General features: G+C 36.3%; 13 protein-coding genes. 8 read left to right on the top strand and 5 right to left on the bottom strand.

What is annotated here, in order from left to right; all coding sequences use genetic code 11:
- Positions 1 to 336: 336 nt before the first annotated feature.
- The 4 genes from rpsJ to rpsL form a co-directional block, all read right to left on the bottom strand.
- Positions 337 to 642: a 30S ribosomal protein S10 gene (gene rpsJ / locus G9Q29_RS13000; RefSeq protein WP_007803605.1), complete on the bottom strand. Its 306-nt coding sequence runs from the start codon at positions 640 to 642 to the stop codon at positions 337 to 339.
- Positions 643 to 653: 11 nt separating this feature from the next.
- Positions 654 to 2,810 (bottom strand): elongation factor G, encoded by a 2,157-nt coding sequence (gene fusA, locus G9Q29_RS12995; RefSeq protein ID WP_166138149.1) that lies wholly within the window; start codon positions 2,808 to 2,810, stop codon positions 654 to 656.
- 10 nt (positions 2,811 to 2,820) lie between these two features.
- On the bottom strand, positions 2,821 to 3,297 hold the full coding sequence (rpsG, locus tag G9Q29_RS12990) for a 30S ribosomal protein S7 (RefSeq protein ID WP_166138146.1): 477 nt from the start codon (positions 3,295 to 3,297) through the stop codon (positions 2,821 to 2,823).
- A gap of 66 nt (positions 3,298 to 3,363) precedes the next feature.
- Positions 3,364 to 3,747 (bottom strand): 30S ribosomal protein S12, encoded by a 384-nt coding sequence (gene rpsL / locus G9Q29_RS12985; protein WP_007136570.1) that lies wholly within the window; start codon positions 3,745 to 3,747, stop codon positions 3,364 to 3,366.
- A 264-nt stretch (positions 3,748 to 4,011) separates the two neighbouring features.
- Here rpsL and G9Q29_RS12980 point away from each other — a divergent pair, with 264 nt between their 5' ends.
- The 8 genes from G9Q29_RS12980 to rlmB all read left to right on the top strand — a co-directional run bounded on the left by G9Q29_RS12980 (position 4,012) and on the right by rlmB (position 18,414).
- The gene (locus G9Q29_RS12980; protein WP_166138143.1) at positions 4,012 to 5,697 is read left to right on the top strand and encodes a BamA/TamA family outer membrane protein; all 1,686 of its coding nucleotides are present in this window, start codon (positions 4,012 to 4,014) and stop codon (positions 5,695 to 5,697) included.
- Positions 5,698 to 5,782: 85 nt separating this feature from the next.
- On the top strand, positions 5,783 to 8,866 hold the full coding sequence (locus G9Q29_RS12975; RefSeq protein ID WP_166138140.1) for a SusC/RagA family TonB-linked outer membrane protein: 3,084 nt from the start codon (positions 5,783 to 5,785) through the stop codon (positions 8,864 to 8,866).
- An 11-nt stretch (positions 8,867 to 8,877) separates the two neighbouring features.
- A complete protein-coding gene (locus tag G9Q29_RS12970) occupies positions 8,878 to 10,374 on the top strand; it encodes a SusD/RagB family nutrient-binding outer membrane lipoprotein (protein ID WP_166138137.1) in 1,497 nt (498 codons plus the stop codon).
- Positions 10,375 to 10,385: 11 nt separating this feature from the next.
- A complete protein-coding gene (locus G9Q29_RS12965) occupies positions 10,386 to 11,282 on the top strand; it encodes a hypothetical protein (RefSeq protein WP_166138134.1) in 897 nt (298 codons plus the stop codon).
- 491 nt (positions 11,283 to 11,773) lie between these two features.
- Positions 11,774 to 14,965: a SusC/RagA family TonB-linked outer membrane protein gene (locus G9Q29_RS12960; protein WP_166138131.1), complete on the top strand. Its 3,192-nt coding sequence runs from the start codon at positions 11,774 to 11,776 to the stop codon at positions 14,963 to 14,965.
- An 18-nt stretch (positions 14,966 to 14,983) separates the two neighbouring features.
- Positions 14,984 to 16,645: a SusD/RagB family nutrient-binding outer membrane lipoprotein gene (locus G9Q29_RS12955; protein WP_166138128.1), complete on the top strand. Its 1,662-nt coding sequence runs from the start codon at positions 14,984 to 14,986 to the stop codon at positions 16,643 to 16,645.
- A 12-nt stretch (positions 16,646 to 16,657) separates the two neighbouring features.
- On the top strand, positions 16,658 to 17,611 hold the full coding sequence (locus tag G9Q29_RS12950; protein ID WP_166138125.1) for a hypothetical protein: 954 nt from the start codon (positions 16,658 to 16,660) through the stop codon (positions 17,609 to 17,611).
- 68 nt (positions 17,612 to 17,679) lie between these two features.
- A complete protein-coding gene (gene rlmB, locus G9Q29_RS12945; RefSeq protein ID WP_166138122.1) occupies positions 17,680 to 18,414 on the top strand; it encodes a 23S rRNA (guanosine(2251)-2'-O)-methyltransferase RlmB in 735 nt (244 codons plus the stop codon).
- 28 nt (positions 18,415 to 18,442) lie between these two features.
- Here the strand turns inward: rlmB and G9Q29_RS12940 are convergent, their stop codons facing one another.
- The gene (locus tag G9Q29_RS12940) at positions 18,443 to 19,234 is read right to left on the bottom strand and encodes a rhomboid family intramembrane serine protease (protein ID WP_166138119.1); all 792 of its coding nucleotides are present in this window, start codon (positions 19,232 to 19,234) and stop codon (positions 18,443 to 18,445) included.
- Positions 19,235 to 19,401 lie beyond the last annotated feature (167 nt).

Genomic DNA, 19,401 nt, shown 5'->3' with positions numbered 1-19,401 from the left:
ATTTGAAAACAACAGAAGCTTTCAAACAGGGAGTGCAAAAGTATATATTAAAATCGAATATACCAAACAGTTACAAAAATTAAATCCCTCATTATCACAATTAAAGAAAACAAAAAACAGAAAACAAAAAACTTTGCCATGAAAAATCAGGCGACAAAAACAGTATTCGCCAGTCAAAAAAAGCAAAAATAAAGTTGAGAAAAACCATGAAAACACCCGAATAACAAGGGATTACTAAATTTTACTTAGTAAAAATATAACACAAAAAGTAAATAAAAGAACATAAAAAAAAGCGAAACATTTCTGTTTCGCTTTTTTTATTAAAATATAAAAAAATTATACTTTTATTTCAACTTCTACTCCACTTGGCAATTCAAGTTTCATTAAAGCATCAATAGTTTTTGATGAAGATGAATAAATATCAATCAATCTCTTGTATGACATTACTTCAAACTGCTCTCTTGCTTTTTTGTTTACGTGCGGTGAACGCAATACTGTAAACAATTTTTTGTGAGTTGGCAACGGAATAGGACCAGTTACAACAGCACCAGTAGTTTTTACTGTTTTTACAATCTTCTCAGCAGACTTGTCTACCAACATGTGATCGTAAGATTTTAATTTTATTCTGATTTTTTGACTCATTTTCTTAAAGATTAAGCGTTTCCTTTTGCTTTTTTGATTACTGCCTCTGAAATATTAGAAGGCGTTTCTGAATAGTGAGAAAATTCCATTGTTGAAGTCGCACGACCTGAAGACAATGTTCTTAATGTTGTTACATATCCAAACATTTCAGATAATGGCACATCAGCTTTGATAGTTTTAGCTCCATTTCTGTCACCCATATCATTCACTTGACCTCTACGACGGTTAATATCACCCACAATATCTCCCATGTTTTCTTCTGGTGTAATAACCTCCATTTTCATGATTGGCTCTAAGATTACAGCTCCAGCAGCTTTAGCTACTTCTCTATAACCCATTCTTGCCGCTAATTCAAAAGAAAGCGCATCAGAATCCACAGGGTGGAAAGATCCATCTAATAAAGTAACTTTCAAACTATCTACTTGGTATCCTGCTAAAGGACCTTGTTTCATAGCCTCACGGAAACCTTTTTCTACAGAAGGAATATATTCTTTAGGAACGTTACCACCTTTTACTTCATTTACAAACTGTAATCCAACAGGTACTTTACCATCAACTTCATCAGCAGGCTCTAGTCTAAATACGATATCACCGAATTTACCACGTCCTCCAGATTGTTTTTTGTAAGTTTCTCTGTGTTGAGCTGATCTTGTAAAAGCTTCTTTGTATTCAACTTGAGGCTCACCTTGGTTTACTTCAACCTTGAATTCACGCTTCATTCTATCAACCAAGATATCTAAATGAAGCTCACCCATACCTGAGATAATAGTTTGTCCCGAAGCCTCATCAGTTCTCACTGTAAATGTTGGATCCTCTTCAGCTAATTTAGCTAAAGCCATACCCATTTTATCAACGTCAGCTTTAGTTTTTGGCTCAATAGCGATACCAATTACCGGCGCAGGGAATTTCATTGACTCAAGAATAATTGGGTGTTTCTCATCACACAATGTATCTCCAGTTTTGATATCTTTAAATCCAACTGCCGCTCCAATATCACCTGCCTCGATATATTCGATTGGGTTTTGTTTGTTCGCGTGCATTTGGTAGATACGAGAAATTCTCTCCTTGTTACCAGAACGTGTATTCAATACGTAAGAACCAGCATCTAAACGACCTGAGTAAGCACGGAAGAATGCTAAACGACCTACGAATGGGTCAGTAGCAATTTTAAATGCCAAAGCAGCGAAAGGCTCTTTAACATCTGGCTTACGCAAGATTTGAGTTTGATCTTCTTCTAATAATTCAGCATCATCAGGGTGAATTCCTGAAATACCTTCTTTATCCATTGGAGATGGCAAGTATTTACATACTGCATCTAACATAAACTGAACTCCTTTGTTTTTGAAAGAAGAACCAGCAATCATAGGGATAATAGCCATATCCATAGTTGCAGCTCTAAGTGCATTATTGATCTCTTCTTCTGTAATAGAATCTGGATCTTCCATGTACTTGTCAAGTAAATTCTCATCGTAATCAGCTACTGCTTCGATAAGAATATCTCTGTACTCTTTCACTTCGTCAACCATATCAGCTGGAATATCAATGATATCAAAAGTTGCCCCTTGAGTAGCATCATGCCAAACGATAGCTTGGTTTTTAACCAAATCAACAACACCTTTAAAATCATTCTCTTCACCAATTGGCAAAGTGATCGCTACAGCATTTGATTTTAACATGTCTCTTACTTGCTGACAAACTGCCAAAAAGTTAGATCCTTGACGGTCCATTTTATTAACGAATCCCATACGTGGAACTCTGTATTGATCAGCTAGTCTCCAGTTAGTTTCTGATTGTGGCTCAACACCATCTACAGCACTAAATAAAAACACTAAACCATCTAATACACGTAGTGAACGGTTTACCTCTACGGTAAAGTCAACGTGACCAGGAGTATCAATAATGTTAAAGTGGTACGGTTTAGATTCTGGCAACACTTTACCTTGCTCAGTTGGAAAATTCCACTCACAAGTTGTAGCAGCAGAAGTAATAGTAATACCTCTTTCTTGCTCCTGAGCCATCCAGTCCATAGTTGCAGCACCATCGTGTACTTCACCTATTTTGTGTGATTTACCAGTATAAAAAAGGATACGCTCAGTTGTAGTTGTTTTACCAGCATCAATGTGAGCAGCAATTCCAATATTTCTTGTATATTTTAAGTCTCTAGCCATTTCTTACGAATTAAAATCTAAAGTGAGAGAAAGCTTTGTTAGCTTCTGCCATTTTGTGAGTATCCATTCTTTTCTTAACAGCAGCTCCTTCTTCTTTAGCAGCAGCTAAACACTCTGATGCTAATCTTTGAGCCATTGACTTTTCGTTTCTTCTTCTTGAATAAAGAATTAACCATTTCATCGCCATAGAAATTTTTCTATCTGGACGAATTTGCATTGGAATTTGGAATGTAGCTCCACCCACTCTACGTGAACGAACCTCTACGTGAGGCATAACATTTGTTAATGCATCTTTCCAGATTTCTAGTGATGATTTTTCAGCATCTTGTTTTTTAGACTCAATGATGTCAATTGCATCATAAAATACTTTAAACGCTGTCGATTTTTTTCCATCCCACATTAAGTTGTTTACGAAACGTGTTACCAGTTGATCATTAAATCTTGGATCTGGTAAAAGTGGTCTTTTCTTTGCCGCTCTTTTTCTCATGTCTTTTTTTTAATAAAATAGATACGCATGCAAAACCATCAGGCCTTGCTACATACAAACTTTAAATTACTTTTTTGCTTCTTTTGGGCGTTTTGCTCCGTACTTAGATCTTCTTTGCGTTCTTCCTGCTACTCCTGACGTATCAAGTGCACCACGAACGATGTGATATCTAACTCCTGGTAAATCTTTTACCCTTCCACCCCTAACTAATACTATCGAGTGCTCTTGTAGATTGTGTCCTTCACCTGGGATGTAAGCATTCACTTCATTACCATTTGTCAAACGTACACGCGCAACTTTACGCATTGCAGAGTTTGGTTTTTTTGGTGTTGTAGTGTAAACACGCGTACAAACCCCTCTTCTTTGAGGACAAGAATCTAAAGCAACCGATTTACTCTTCTTAGTTATCTGAGTTCTTCCTGTTCTTACTAATTGTTGAATTGTTGGCATAATTAATACTAAAAATTTCTTATTATATTAAATTCCCGCTTTTTACGGGGTTGCAAATGTATTTATTTTTTTTGAGATTACAACATCATTTGAATTTATTTTTAAGAGCAAATAATTGTAAGTCAAAGATCTTTAACTAACAATGACAATCATTTTCTTATTTTAACATTCAAAAACATACTAACTGAGACCAAAAATGTCATAAATTTGATTTCGAAAAGGGAGAAAATAAGATTTCTGGCTCATCATAAAATACAAACTCAATTGAAAAATAATTTATTGCTGCTGCTTTTTCTCCTTTGTACAACCACAATGAGTGCGCAACCACTTTATCTACAATTCAAAACAGCGACATCCGAAAAGAAAATACTACCAGACTCTTTACTCGGCCTGAAGAAACATACAAACCTTCAGTCCATCGAAAAAAGAGTTAACACGATCAACCAGCAATTAATCAAAAAAGGATTTTTAGATAGCAATGTTCAAACAGCAGTGAAGATAAATGACAGTGTATACAATAGCACTATCTATTTGGGGGATAAAATCGAATACATCACCATATTTGCACCCACTAATTTTGAAATACCTCCTTTTAGCAAAACTAAAAAATCACACCTTCTAGCCTACGAAAACTTAGACTTGTTTTTAAATAGCATACTTACAACTTTTGAGCAAAAAGGCAATGCACTTGCAAATATAAGACTTAAGAACATCGAACGAAAGAAAAATTATCTGCAAGCTGAACTTGAAATTTACAAAAGCTCGAGTAGAAAATTAACGAATATCACTGTAGAAAAAGCAAACAATCTGCAACTACCAAAAAATCTCTTGACTCAAATCAAAAAGAAATATTTAAACAAAACCTACAATAGAGAAACATTAACCAACATATACAACCAATTTGAAACATTAGGATTTGCACAAAACAGCAAATACCCAGAAGTACTACTTACAACCGATTCAACTGCAGTGTATGTCTACCTAGAAAAACAAAACGCAAACACTTTCGATGGCTTTATCGGATTTCGAAATAACGATGCTCAAAAAATTCAACTCAACGGATATGCTAACATCGAATTACAAAACATACTTAAAAGAGGCGAAAAAATTCAAATCAATTGGAAAAGCGACGGTCAAGATCAAAAAACATTTGACGCAAGCGTTGAATTACCATTTATTTTCAACTCTCCAATCGGTCTAAAAACAGAGTTAAACTTATTTAGACAAGACAGCACGTTTCAAAATACCAAAACAATGATCGCTGCAACCTATGAAATAAAATCACAACAAAAAATAACAGTGGGATACCAAACCACAACATCAAGTGACATCCAAAACATAAACAGCGCAACTATAAAAGACTATTCAAACTCCTTTTTAACTATCGGATATAACTACAAAGACACTACTAAACGACCAAACAATACAGAACCGAATCAACTATCAGTAAATTTCGGCCTAGGAAAGAGAGACTTAAATAACACATCGAACCCAGAAACACAAAAACAATTTTCGACAAGCATCAACTGGACCTACAACATAACACTATCTCAAAAAAATAATATCATTTTACAATCAAATAGCTATTTATTACGAAGCGAAAATATTTTACAAAATGAATTATACCGTTTTGGCGGATTTAACAGTTTAAGAGGGTTTAACGAAAATAGTCTACAAGCATCAATGGCAACTGTGCTACAAACTGAATTCAGAACCACCCTAAACACTCAATTGTACTTTCACAGTATTTTAGACTATAGCCTCGCAAAAGACGAATCCTTCTCATTGTCAAGCAACAACACTACATCAAGACTAGGCACTGGTTTCGGGATCGGACTTCAAACATCAAACGGACTTTTAAGACTAGCGTTTGCAAACGGAGCAACGTTAGAAGAAAAATTCAATTTTCAAAACAGCATAATTCACTTGAGCTACAATGTTAAATTTTAAATTTTAACACTAAATGGTTTTACTATTATTAGGAATGTTAAGAAATTATTAAGAGTTTTGCGAGACTAATTCAAAATATTAAAAAATGAAACTAAAGTTCAATGGAATCTTAGTGCTTTTATTAGCACTAATGGCGCAGATAACTTTTGCGCAAGAGAGAGCGGTTTCAGGAGTTGTCTCTGACAATGCAGGCTTACCTATACCAGGAGTAAGCGTATTGGTTAAAGGAACAAAATCTGGAACACAAACTGATTTTGATGGAAAATTTACTATCAAAGCAAGTGCAAGTCAAGTATTAGTATTTAGCTACGTTGGGATGAAAACCCAAGAGCTAGCTGCTAGTTCAACAAATTTAAAAATTACACTGAAAGATGACTCAGTTGAACTTGAAGGTGTAATTGTTACCGCAATGGGTATCAAAAGAAAACCGAAAGAACTTTCTTACGCGGTAGAAAACATCAAAAGTGAAGATTTAACTAAAACAAGAGCCGTAAACGTTGCTACAGCATTATCTGGTAAAGTTTCTGGTTTGCAAGTTAACGTTGTAAACAATGGTGTAAATCCAAGTACAAGAGTTGTACTTAGAGGTAACAGATCTTTGTTAGGTAACAACGAAGCATTGATCGTTATTGACGGATTCCCATCTGCAAGAGGAGTACTTGACAGAATTAACCCAAATGACATTGACAACGTAACAATCCTGAAAGGTGCTAACGCATCTGCATTGTATGGTGCTGAAGCTGCAAACGGGGTTATGATCATCACAACTAAAAAAGGAAGTGGTAAACTTTCTATCAACTACAACAGTTCATTACAGTTGGAGCAAGTAGCTTACTTACCAAAAGTACAAAGCGAATTTGGAGTTGGTGGATTCCCTGACGGAACACTTTACCCATTGGAAAACGTAAACTGGGGACCTCGTTTTGACGGAAGACTAGTTGACGCAAGTGAAACATTAGATGACGGATCAGTATGGCAAGTTCCTTTTACACCTGTAAAAAACAATATCCGTAACTTTTTTGACACAGGAGTTTCTGCTAGACACGGTATCACATTTAAAGGTGGTGACGAAAATAGTGACTTTTTATTCTCTATTGACCAAACAAATACAACAGGAACTGTACCAAACGACACGTACAACAGAACAAACGTACGTTTAAAAGGTAGCAGAAAATACAACAAATTAACTGTTGGTGGAAACGTAAGTTTCTTTAGAGCACACTCAAACCAAGTGAGTGAAACAGCAGGAAGACAAGGAAGACCAGTATACTGGAACGTATTAAATACGCCATTACACATTCCTTTGGACCAAATGAAAAACTGGAGAACAGGGCAATTTACTAGAAACGAGGTATCTTTTTACAGATTCTATGAAAACCCTTACTTCATTCTTGACACTCAAAGAGAGAAAAACGATTACACTGAGTTCAATGTACTTTCGAACATTGATTACAAATTTACAGACTATTTAACATTATCTGTGAATACAGGATACACTTCATTTTCAGAAGATTTCAAAAGACAATTCGGAGCATTTACTTACGAGTTCGAATTAGCAAACACATACGCTTCAATGGATCCTTATGGAGCTAGTACCGCTTCAAGAATTGGATTGGGTCAGCGTTTAAACAACGATATCATCTTAAAGTTCGACAAAAACTTAAGCGAAGACTTCAACCTTAAAGTAACAGCAGGTGCAAACACAAGATTGACGTCGTCAGCAAGTGTAAATGTTGGTGGATCTAATCTATCAGTTCCTGATTTTTACAATGTTGGAACAAGATCGGGCGAATTACAAGGAGGTGAAGATAAATTTTTATTCAGAAGACAAGGTGTTTATTCAGAATTAACATTAGGCTATAAAGAGTATTTATTCCTTACAGCTACAGCTAGAAATGATTGGTCTTCTTCTTTACCAACTCAAAATAGATCTTTCTTTTATCCTGGTGCTGGTTTATCATTCCTTGTATCTGAGGCATTCCCTGGAATTAAAAGCGAAAAAGGAATTGATAACTTAAAAGCAACTTTGAACGTTACAAAGAGTGGTAACGACGCGCAACCTTACGCTACAAAAAACATTTTCACCACACCTCCAGGATTTCCTTTCACAGGAGCAACTGGACTTTCTCAGGGCGCAAGAGATCCTGATCAAAACTTAAGCCCTGAATTTACTTTATCAAAAGAATTCGGTATTGAAATGGGATTATTCAATAACAAATTAATTTTCAATGGTAACATTTACCAAACTAACACGACTGACCAAATTGTTCCAATCAACACTTCATTAGCATCTGGAGCTTCAAGCATCTTGACTAACATCGGTGAAATTGAAAACAGAGGTTTAGAACTTGATTTAAAAGGAACAATCATAAAGACAGCTGATTTTGGTTGGAAAATGGGAGTAAATTACTCTGGAATTAAATCTGAAGTAAAATCTTTGTTTGACGGAGTTGAAGAAGTAAGTATCGGAGGTTTTGCTGACGCAGAAATTGTTGCAAAAGTAGGACAACCTTATCCTTTAATCAAAACTAGTTCATACTTGAGAGATTCTGAAGGAAGAGTAATTGTTGGCGACAACGGTAACCCAATCAAAGATTCTCAAAACAGAACACAAGGGCAAACTGCTCCTAAATACATTGTAGGCTTAAACACTACGCTTACCTATAAAAACTGGACCTTGTATGCTGTTGCTGACTACAGAACAGGACACGTATTTTACAACAATCTAAATGATGCCTTGGAATTTACTGGATTAACAGAGCACAGCGCCTCAGCAGGAAGACAACCTTTCGTATTCCCTAACTCATCTTACTCTGATGGAAATGGTGGATTTGTTGCAAACAACAACCGTTTGACTGCAAGCGGAGGAAATGCTTTCTGGGACGAATACAACACTGTAAAAGAAAACTATGTTGTTGATGCAACTACACTAAAACTAAGAGAGGTTTCTTTGAACTATGACTTCAATTCTGATTTCATTAAAAAAGCAGGTATCGATGCATTGAGCATTGGTTTCTTTGGTAGAAACTTACTTACCTTAAGACCAAAAGAAAATACAACTACAGACCCTGAATTTAACTTCACTACAGGAAATGCAGTAGGAGTTGGTACTCAAGCACAAACTCCACCAACAAGACAATTTGGGGTAAACCTAAACTTAACTTTTTAATACATTAAAAAATGAACATAGTAAAAATCATTAAATCATGTACACTGCTAACATTAGCAGCCGTGATGACTGCAAGTTGCAGTGATTATTTAGATGTAGACACCAATCCAAATAATCCAGATAACTCAAACCCAGGGTTAACCTTACCGGCAGCACAAAATACACTTGCAAGATTGAATGCAACCGAAATGACCTACTTAGGTCAATATTTCGCATACAACTGGGCTACCCCATCTAACTGGTCGTCAAATCAAGAGTTCGCTAGATACACGGTAAATTCTGGATTTTACGCTACGATTTTTGAAACATCTTACGGATCTATTTTCAGAGACTTAACATACGTACAAAAATACGAAGGCTCAAATATTGATTACAGCGCATACAAAGCTATTGCAACTATTTTGAAAGGTTACCAATACCAATACTTAGTTGACCTTTACGGAAATGTGCCTTATTCAGAGGCAAATCAAAGACTTAATTTAATAACGCCAAAGTACGATGATGCACAAACTGTCTACAAAGCTGTTATTGACGAATTAACTGCAGCTGCGACACTATCACTAAATTTGCCTGCAAATGCTGAAAACCCTCTTGCAAAGGACATTATGAACGGCGGTGATATGACAAAATGGGCACAATTTGCAAATACTATCAAGTTAAGAATGTTAGTACGTTTAAGCAACACCAACCAAGATGCTTACATTCGTGCACAAATTGCAACAATTGATGCCAATGGGGCTGGATACATCACTAGTGATATCTTCACCAATCCAATTTATGTAGATGACACTAACAAACAAAGTCCATTTTTCGGATACTTCAGAAGACCGATAACAGGTTTAGAAACTGACAGAGGAGATTTTACTGTAGCATCTGACTATACTGTTGGATACTTAACTACTACGAATGATCCAAGATTATCTAGACTTTATGCTGGAGCTACAACTGGAGGCGCTTTTAAAGGTGCACCTCAATCAACTACTCTACCTGGAACTGGATTCACATCAAAAGACCTTGCGAAAGTAGGACCTGGCTTGTTGGTAAGTGCGGCACAAAACCAAACAATTATGTCGTTACCAGAAAGTTTATTACTTCAAGCTGAAGCAATTGCTCGAGGTTATATCGCTGGTGGCGATGCTGCAGCAAAAGCGAAATACGAACAAGCAGTACGTGCTTCATTTACAAGATTAGCTGTTCCTAATGCAACTACTGCTGCAACAACTTATTTAGCACAAGATATCCCTAATGTTTCTTGGGATTCATCGCCAAACAAAGTTCAAGCTATTATTACCCAAAAATGGGTTGCATTAAACGGTACATCTTCTATTGAATTATGGATTGAGAAAACAAGAACTGGTTTCCCTGCAAACTTACCACAACCCGCAGAAGGTGGAGGAAAGAGACCAGTAAGACTTTTATATCCTTCTTCTGAGATTTCAAGAAACTCTCAAAATGTACCTGCACAAACAGCTGCATCAGCATTCAATGATAATCCATTCTGGAAATAAAATATATAATTATGAAAAAGTATTTATTATCTAAAACCATAGCAGCGATCGTACTTGCAGTATCTTTTACTTCATGTGATGCTATTTTAGACCAAGACGAAACAGACTTTGGAAAAGGTCCAGTTTTGACAACATTTACACAAACGGAAGCGGAAGTGAACATCATTAAAGATGCAGCAAACACTCCTAAAACGTTTAGTTTTGACATCTCTTATGCAGGCGGTAAAAACGTTGCTTTAGACAGAGATGTTACCGTAACTATAGCTACAAAATCTACTTCAGAAGCAAAAGAAGGAGTAGAATTTGAACTACCTGTGAAAACATTTACAATTCCTGCAGGGCAAACAAGCGCTCAAGCATCTGTAAAAATTCTAACTGCTGGTTTGGTACCGTTTGATTTTAAAGATATTGTTTTAGAAATCGTTGATTCATCAGAGTCAGTTGCGGAAATCAATACGATTACTATTACTGTGAAAGCACTTGGAGCTAACAGCTTAGCTGGAAGATACGAAGTGCTAGAAGGGACTTACTTCAGAATTGGAGTAAATACTCCAAGCAGTGCTTCACCAGTTGGAGCGACACGTGTAATTGAAGCGTTAAGCGAAACTTTATACAAGCACACTGAATATGTTGGTAATTTCCCTGGAAACAACTGGTATTTTACAGTTGATGCAAATGACAAAGTAACTGTTTTAACAAAGGACCCATTCACAGGAGCACCAACATTATTAAACGGTGTTGCAGCAATTTCTTGTGAAACAAATCCATCAAGTTTGACACTTTCTAAATGTGGGACTTCTAATGTTGTCGAAAGAACAAACAACAGAAAAGACGTCATTAAACTTACTGTTGGATACAATCCAGCTGCACCAAGAGAATTCTATGAAGTAATTCGTAGATTAGAGTAATCAACTCTTGATTTTGATTAATAAGCCACCCCTTATCGGGGTGGTTTTTTTTTGACCATAACCTTCGAAAAACAGAAGTTAAAAATGCTGTAAACCAAAGCCAAACTACTTTGTAACCCAAAAAAAAACATTTAAATACCAATCCAAAATTACCTTAAAAATAAAGCCTACATCAAGCCATAAATGAAAATAAAATTCAATTGCAAAATAACACTAAAAAACAAAAATTACTTCAAAAAAAAATCAATACCTAACTCACAATTTCAAATCCGAAACCTTTTGACATATAATTGCCATCAGCGCAAAAAACAAGGGTAACCAGTAGAAGTAAAAGCCCTGAGGTAAAATTTACCTTACATTAAAAACATTGTAAATCACAATTAATACCATTAATCACAATAATTTTTGTTAAAAAACAAATTATTACATTTTAATTAGGAAAGTTAACAAATAATTAAGAGTTTTGCTTCACTAATCAAAACAATTAAATAATGAAACTAAAGTTCAATGGATTTTTAGTACTACTAACAGTACTACTAGCGCAACTAACCTTTGCGCAAGAGAGAGCAGTTTCGGGAACTGTGACGGACAATTCAGGCATGCCAATACCAGGCGTAAGTGTTTTAGTCAAAGGAACCACAACCGGAACTCAAACTGACTTTGACGGAAAATTTTCTATCAAAGCAAGCCCAACTAGCATCATTTTGTTCAGTTTTATTGGGATGAAAAATCAGGAGGTTGTTGCGAAATCAGCAAACCTAAATGTTAAAATGCAGAACGAAACTACAGAACTTGAAAGTGTAGTAGTAACTGCACAAGGTATTAAAAGAGAGAAAAAATCACTTGGCTATGCCGTTAGTGAAATCAAATCTGCAGCAATTGAACAAAGAGCTGAGGGCGATGTAGCCAGGGTTTTAACTGGAAAAGCATCCGGTGTTATCATCAACCAAACCAGTGGTATTTCTGGTTCTGGTACAAGTATTAACATTAGAGGACTGAATTCAATCTCTGGAAATACACAGCCATTATTCATTGTGGATGGAGTTCCATTCTCAAGTGATACAAATGCATCTGGAAACTTTGCCGATGGAAACTCAGGGTCAAGCCGTTTTCTTGACTTAGATCCTAATAACATCGCAAACGTAAATATCCTAAAAGGTTATGCTGCCACTACCCTATATGGTACAGCAGGACGAAATGGAGTAATTTTAATCACTACCAAAGGTGGTTCAACTAAAAAAGGAAGTAAGAAAAATGAAATAACAGTAAACCAATCCTTGTTTTTTAATGAAATAGCTTCTTTACCAGATTATCAAAATACTTTTGGAAATGGATTCGACCAAGCATATGGAAACTTCTTTTCAAACTGGGGACCAGGATTTTATAAAGATGGCTTAGGTGGCTATGCAGCAACAGGATCAGGTATCGCCGCCGATGGAACCATTTTACACCCTTATAGTAGACCTGCACTAGCGTCTGTTTTTCCAGAATACCAAGGCTTACGTATACCATATAAACCTGCCACTAATAACGTCAAAGATTTTTTTAGAACTGGAGCTGTAGTTAATACTAGTGTAAACTTAGCAGGTGCATCTGAAAACGGAAACACTTCTTACAATTTCAACTTTGGAAACTTAAATGATGAAGGGTTTACTCCTGGAAATGTTTTGCAAAGAACTTCATTTAGTGCGGGAGGAAGATCTAAATTGAGTAATAAATTTACCATAAGCGGAACAATGAATTTCTCAAGAACTGATTTCACAACTCCACCAGTAGCAAGAAGTAACGGTTCAGGTGTTGCCGGTTCAGGTTTGTCTATTTTTGCTGATATTTTCTACACACCTCGAAATGTTGATTTGCAAAACTGGCCATCACAGCATCCTATAACTGGAGCAAACTTAAGCTATCGTTCTGGAAACGATATTGTGAATCCATATTGGACTCTTAACAACTCATCAATAAACCAATTAACGCACAGAACATTTGGAAACACTGCATTGGAGTATGAAATAAACAGCCACTTAAAATTAAACTACCGTTTAGGATTTGACTTCTATAACGAAAGAAATAGCTCTTATACAAATGTTGGTGCTCCTAGAGGACCGGTTTTAGGAAACTATAGAACAGTTGACAACAACAATTTGATCTGGGATCACAACTTGATGCTAAATGGAAACTATGATTTAACAGACGAAATTGGACTTAACTTTACTGCGGGTGCTACTTCAAGATATCAATCTTATGACAGACAAGGAGTATTTAGTGAAGGCCAACAAGTTTTTGGAATTCAAAGACATTACAACTTTAGCACTCAATCACCTATTCAATATACCGAAAACAAAAACATCGTTGGTATTTATGGATTGGCTGAGTTCAATTATCAAAAATACTTGTATGTAAATTTGTCAGCTCGAAAAGACTGGGTTTCTAACACGTTTATCAACAGTATAATTTACCCAGCAGGAAGCATCTCTTTTATTCCAACAGAAGCTTTCTCTTCAATGACAAGTAACAAAGGATTAAACTTCTTAAAATTACGTGCTAGTTATGGAACTTCTGCCGGATTCGCAGATTCATATCCAGTTGCTAATACTATTGAAGGAAATCCTAGAGCATTTTCAGACATTAACGGCGTCATAAGCGCTTCACAACAGGCAAGTTCACGCTTAGGAAATAGCAACCTACGACCTGAATTACTTAGTGAATACGAATTTGGATTTGATTCGAAATTTTTCGATAACAGAATTGGCTTAAATGCTTCCTATTTTTTAAGAGAAACAAAAAATTTAATTACCGAAACACCTATTGATCCATCAAGTGGTTTCTTGTCTACTTTTACTAATATTGGACTATTGAAAGGTAATGGTTTAGAGATTGAACTTGATCTTCACCTAGTTAAAAATGACGATAAAGGATTCAATTGGGACTTATCAACAAACTTTTTCAAGGGAGAAATGATTGTAAAAGATCTTGGTGAATTAGAAAGAATTACAACGGCTGGTTTTACCAACCTAGGTAACCAAGCTATCGAAGGCCAACAAGTTGGCGTTATGGTTGGGTCTAGAGTTAAAAGAGATGCTAATGGTAATTTTGTAGTTAACAGCGTGGGTGATTACGCTATTGAAGCAGGTCCATTCATCATTGGAAACCCAAATCCTGACTTTACTTTGAATACTACCAACACATTCACTTTCAAGAATTTTAATCTAAACTTCTTGATAAGCTATGTAAGTGGTGGTGACGTTTACTCACAAACTACTGCCGCGTTGCTAGGTAGAGGTTTAACTACCGATACTGTTGACAGATTACAAACGTTCATTTTACCTGGCGTAAAAGAAGACGGAACACCAAACGATATTCAAATCAACAACTCAACATACTACTTTAACAATATTGCTTTCGGACCGGACGAACTTAGCGTTTACGACGGATCTGTAGTACGTTTAAACGAGGTATCATTGGGCTACACATTACCAACTAAATTTTTAGAAAAAACACCTTTCGGTTCACTTAGTTTTAGCGTAGCAGGTTATAACTTGTACTATAACGCATTCAACACTCCAAAAGGCGTAAATTTTGATCCAAACGTTGTTGGTACCGGAGTAGGAAACGGAAGAGGTTTCGATTTCTTAAACGGGCCGAGCGGTAAAAGATATGGTTTTAGTATAAAAGCTTCTTTCTAAAAAACACACATGAACATTATGAAAAAAATATTAAAAACAGCAGGTTTACTTATTGCATTAATAAGTATCGTGACTTTCTCCTCGTGCGAAACCACAAACCTTGAATTAACAGAAGATCCGAACGCATTACCGGAAACTGCAGCCAATCCAGACTTATTATTAAACAAAGTACAAACAGAGTTTGCAGTAGCAATGCAAAGTTTCGGTACAGTTGGAGCAGAAGTGAGCCGATTAAAATACATGTTTGGTAGAAGTTATCAAGATGACGCCTACTCGGCAAGCACATTTAACGGTACTTGGGCAAGTGCTTATGCAGTAATTTTGAAAAACAATCGTTTAATAGCTCCTATTGCTGAAGAAAAAGGTTTAACCAAGCACATCGCTATAGGTCAGGTAATCGAGGCATACACCATTGTGACTCTTGTAGATTATTTTGGAGATATTCCTTACTCTGAAGCAGTAAGCACAACAAACCTTACTCCAAAACTGGACGCTGGTAAAGATGTATATGCTGCAGCCTTAACATTATTAGATAAAGCAATTTTAAATTTCAATGCAACTTCAACAGCTTCTCCCGCAATAGATTTCTATTATAACAAAAACTGGGCGACTTGGATTAAATTAGCAAATACTTTAAAATTAAAAATCTATTTACAGTCTAAACTTGTTGATCCAACTGCAATAACTAAATTCAATGCCATTATTTCATCAGGTTCTTTCATTGGTGCAGGAGAGGATTTTGAATTTAACTGGGGTATTAGCAATTCAAATCCTGACTCCAGACATCCGCTTTACATTGCCAATTACACTCCTTCAGGAATAGAAGATGGTTACCAAGCTAACTGGTTGATGAATGAAATGAAAAACGGAAAAACAACTCAGGATCCAAGAATGAGATACTACTTCTACAGACAAGTAAACACAGTTCCTGTGAGTGAGCAAGATTTAAGATGTACTGTAGAGCCTGCACCTGCACACTATGCAGCTGGCGGTTATGTATATTGTCGTATTGACTCTGACCAAGGATATTGGGGAAGAGATCATGGAAATGACGAAGGAATTCCAAATGACAGGCAAAAACGTACTGCTGTTGGTGTTTATCCAGCTGGTGGTAAATTTGATGACAATACTTTTAGAGCAATAAACGGCCTTACGTTTGGTGCTGCTGGAGGTGGTATAACGCCAATCGTATTAGCATCTACAGTTGATTTTTGGAGAGCTGAAGCAGCTCTATCTACAGGAGGGACTGGTGATGCTAGAGCATTTATGACCGCAGGTATCCAAAAATCCTTGACTAAAGTAAGAGGATTTATTAATAGGGATAAAACTGCAATTGCCTCTTTTGCACCAGCTTTAAGCGCAGACACAAATTATATAAATGCTGTAACAGACAAATATAATGCTGCAACAAGTAACGCCGAAAGACTAGATGTTGTAATTACAGAGTTTTTTATATCACTTTTTGGAAATGGTACAGATGCTTACAATGCCTACCGCAGAACGGGATTTCCTAGAAGAATTCAACCAAACATAGACGAAAAAGCAGATGGTTTCATTCGTTCATTCTTATATCCCGCAGATGTAACTGGTACTAATCCAAACATTAAACAGAAAGCTAAAGTAACGCAACGTGTTTTCTGGGATACTAATCCTGAAACAGGTTTCCCATTTGGTAACTAAAAAAAATAAATCATGAAAAAATTAATAAAATACCTTAGCGTTGTAGTTCTATCTACTTATTTATTCTCATGTAGTGAGGGAGATAATCCTGTAGACTTTGTTTTAGAAAACACTGTAAATGGTGGTGGAGCACTTCGCACAATTAAAGTAGACAACCCTAGTATCGCTCTTGGAGATGCAAACGCTAAGTTTCAAGTAACCCTAGAAGTTCAAGACAAAAACGATGGCAAGGATACTGAAAGAGTTGATGTTTACGTTTCATTTGTTGACAATTCTGCCGGAAATGGTACAAATCCAAAAGCTGAAGGACTACTTAAATCAATTGCGGCAGCAAACTTTACAGCTGGAACAAGGGAATTACCTCAAGCTGTTATCAGTGTAACTATAGCAGAATTGAAAACTAAACTTGGCTTAACTGATGCACAGTACACTGGTGGAGATCAATTTGTAATTCGTTTGGCACAAGTTTTAAAAGACGGGCGTGTATTTACAAGATCTAATTCAAACACCAACGTAGTTGGAGGCGCTTATTTTGCATCTCCATTTCAGTACAGTGCCAATGTGGTTTGTCCTATAACAGAGAGTCTAGCTGGTACGCATACGTACGTTACTACAAACATGAAGGCTGCAGGAGCGGCTTGCGGGACATCAGTATCTGGAACCGTTCGATTTACTGAGACTGCAACACCAGGCGTTTACGCTATAAGTGATTTATCATTTGGAATGTTCGGATCTTCGTGCTACGGTGACAATCCAGCGAACAGTGCTGGCTCAAGAGTTACTTGGTTTTGTAATAATTTAGTTGCCAGTGGTACAGACCAATATGGTGACTCATACACTTACACCATTACAGCTGCTTCAGGCAACACAATTACTTTAAACTGGAGAAGTACTTATAACGATTCAGGTACAACTACACTTACAAGACAAGGCGGAGCCAACTGGCCAGCAATCTTTACACGCTAAAAAAGTGATGAATTTTACAACTAAAACCACCCCTTTTTCGGGGTGGTTTTTTTTTATATCTTTGCCTCATGGAAAAAGAACATCAAATATTTGGAATAAGAGCAATAATCGAAGCCATACAATCTGGCGCAACGGTTGACAAAGTATACATTCAAAAAGAAGCTAGTAGCGAACTCATGAAAGACTTAATGAAAGTCATGAAGCGCGGTAATATTAACTTCTCTTACGTTCCTGTCGAAAAACTCAACCGCTTAACACCAAACAATCATCAAGGTGCGGTGGCTACCATCTCTCCTATTTCATTCTTTGACTTAGAAACATTAATTGAAACTGTAATTGAAAACGGCAAAAAGCCTTTGTTTTTGATATTAGATCAAATATCTGACGCACGTAATTTTGGTGCAATTATTAGAACCGCAGAATGCACTGGTGTTAATGGAATAATTGTTCAAAAAGCAGGTTCAGCACCTGTAAATGGTGACACTGTTAAAACCTCAGCAGGAGCAGTTTTTAACATTCCAATTTGTAAAGTAGAACATATTAAAGACGCGCTTTTTTTACTGCAAGCTAGCGGAATAAAGACAGTCGCAGCCACTGAGAAAACGGACCAAAACATCTACGATATAGCCTTAAATGAGCCAGTGGCTATCATCATGGGTTCTGAGGATAGAGGTGTAAACCCATCTGTTTTAAAACTAGTTGATGAAAAAGCTAAACTACCAATGTTTGGAACCATAGGATCATTAAATGTGTCTGTAGCTTGTGGTGCTTTCTTATATGAAGCGGTGAGACAACGTCAATAAATACTAAAATCACAATATATAAAATGAACTATTGCTCCGGCTCTAGTTCATTTTTTTGTTTTACATGATATACTACCAATGCATTTGAAGTAAAATAAAATAAACTTGTAGGTTGTTCATCAATTATTTCTAGCTCTTCAATAGGTGGTAAGTTCACAAAATTTCCATCAGCATCAAACCGTTGCATAAACTTATCTTCGGATGGGTCATAGTCCGGTTTTTCCCATTCGTATTTTGGTGTTTTTTTAAACTTTGGCGTTGCAAAACTAACCGCCAAGAAACAGCCCGTTAGCAATCCAGACAAATGCCCTTCCCAGGAAACAGACTGCCCTTCTGTACCGTCAGGCATAGGAAAAACGTACCAAACCAACCCACCATACACAACAATGATAGCTAATGAGAGTGCTACTAATCGGTAATATCTAGTTTGAATTCCTTTAAAAAAAATAAAACTGAACAATACATAGATTAATCCGCTAGCGCCAATATGGTAACTCGACCGACCAATTAACCATGTCAACAGTCCTGAACCTAAGATTCCAAGTACAATCACCTTGTTTGCTTGACTTGCATAAAAAAACTGTATCGCAGCCAACAAAACAATCAACGGAATTGTATTGTTATACAGATGTTCCAAGTCAGCATGAATAAATGGACTGAACAGCACTCCTTGCAAACCTGAAGCTGTTCGAGGCAAAATTCCATTTTCTACAAAATCAAAATCGAATCGAATTTGTAACCAATAAACCAACCAAATCGCAAAAACAAAAGCAAAAGGAAACCAGAATACTTTATGAGTGTATCTAAAATCTTTATCCATTTCAAATTGAATTATAGAGATTATACTTCAAAAATGTATCCAACACCATCAAGCGTGCTATTTTGTCAGCAATACAATATAAAACTAATTATTATGAGAAAAACCATTTTTAAATTTCTAATAAAGACAAGCGTCATATCAATCCGCACTATTAAATCATTGAACAT

This window comes from Flavobacterium turcicum, from assembly GCF_011365745.1.
Classification (GTDB): Bacteria; Bacteroidota; Bacteroidia; order Flavobacteriales; family Flavobacteriaceae; genus Flavobacterium; species Flavobacterium turcicum.
The sequence above is the reverse complement of the archived record's forward strand: the minus strand, read 5'-3'. Positions and strand labels throughout refer to the sequence as shown.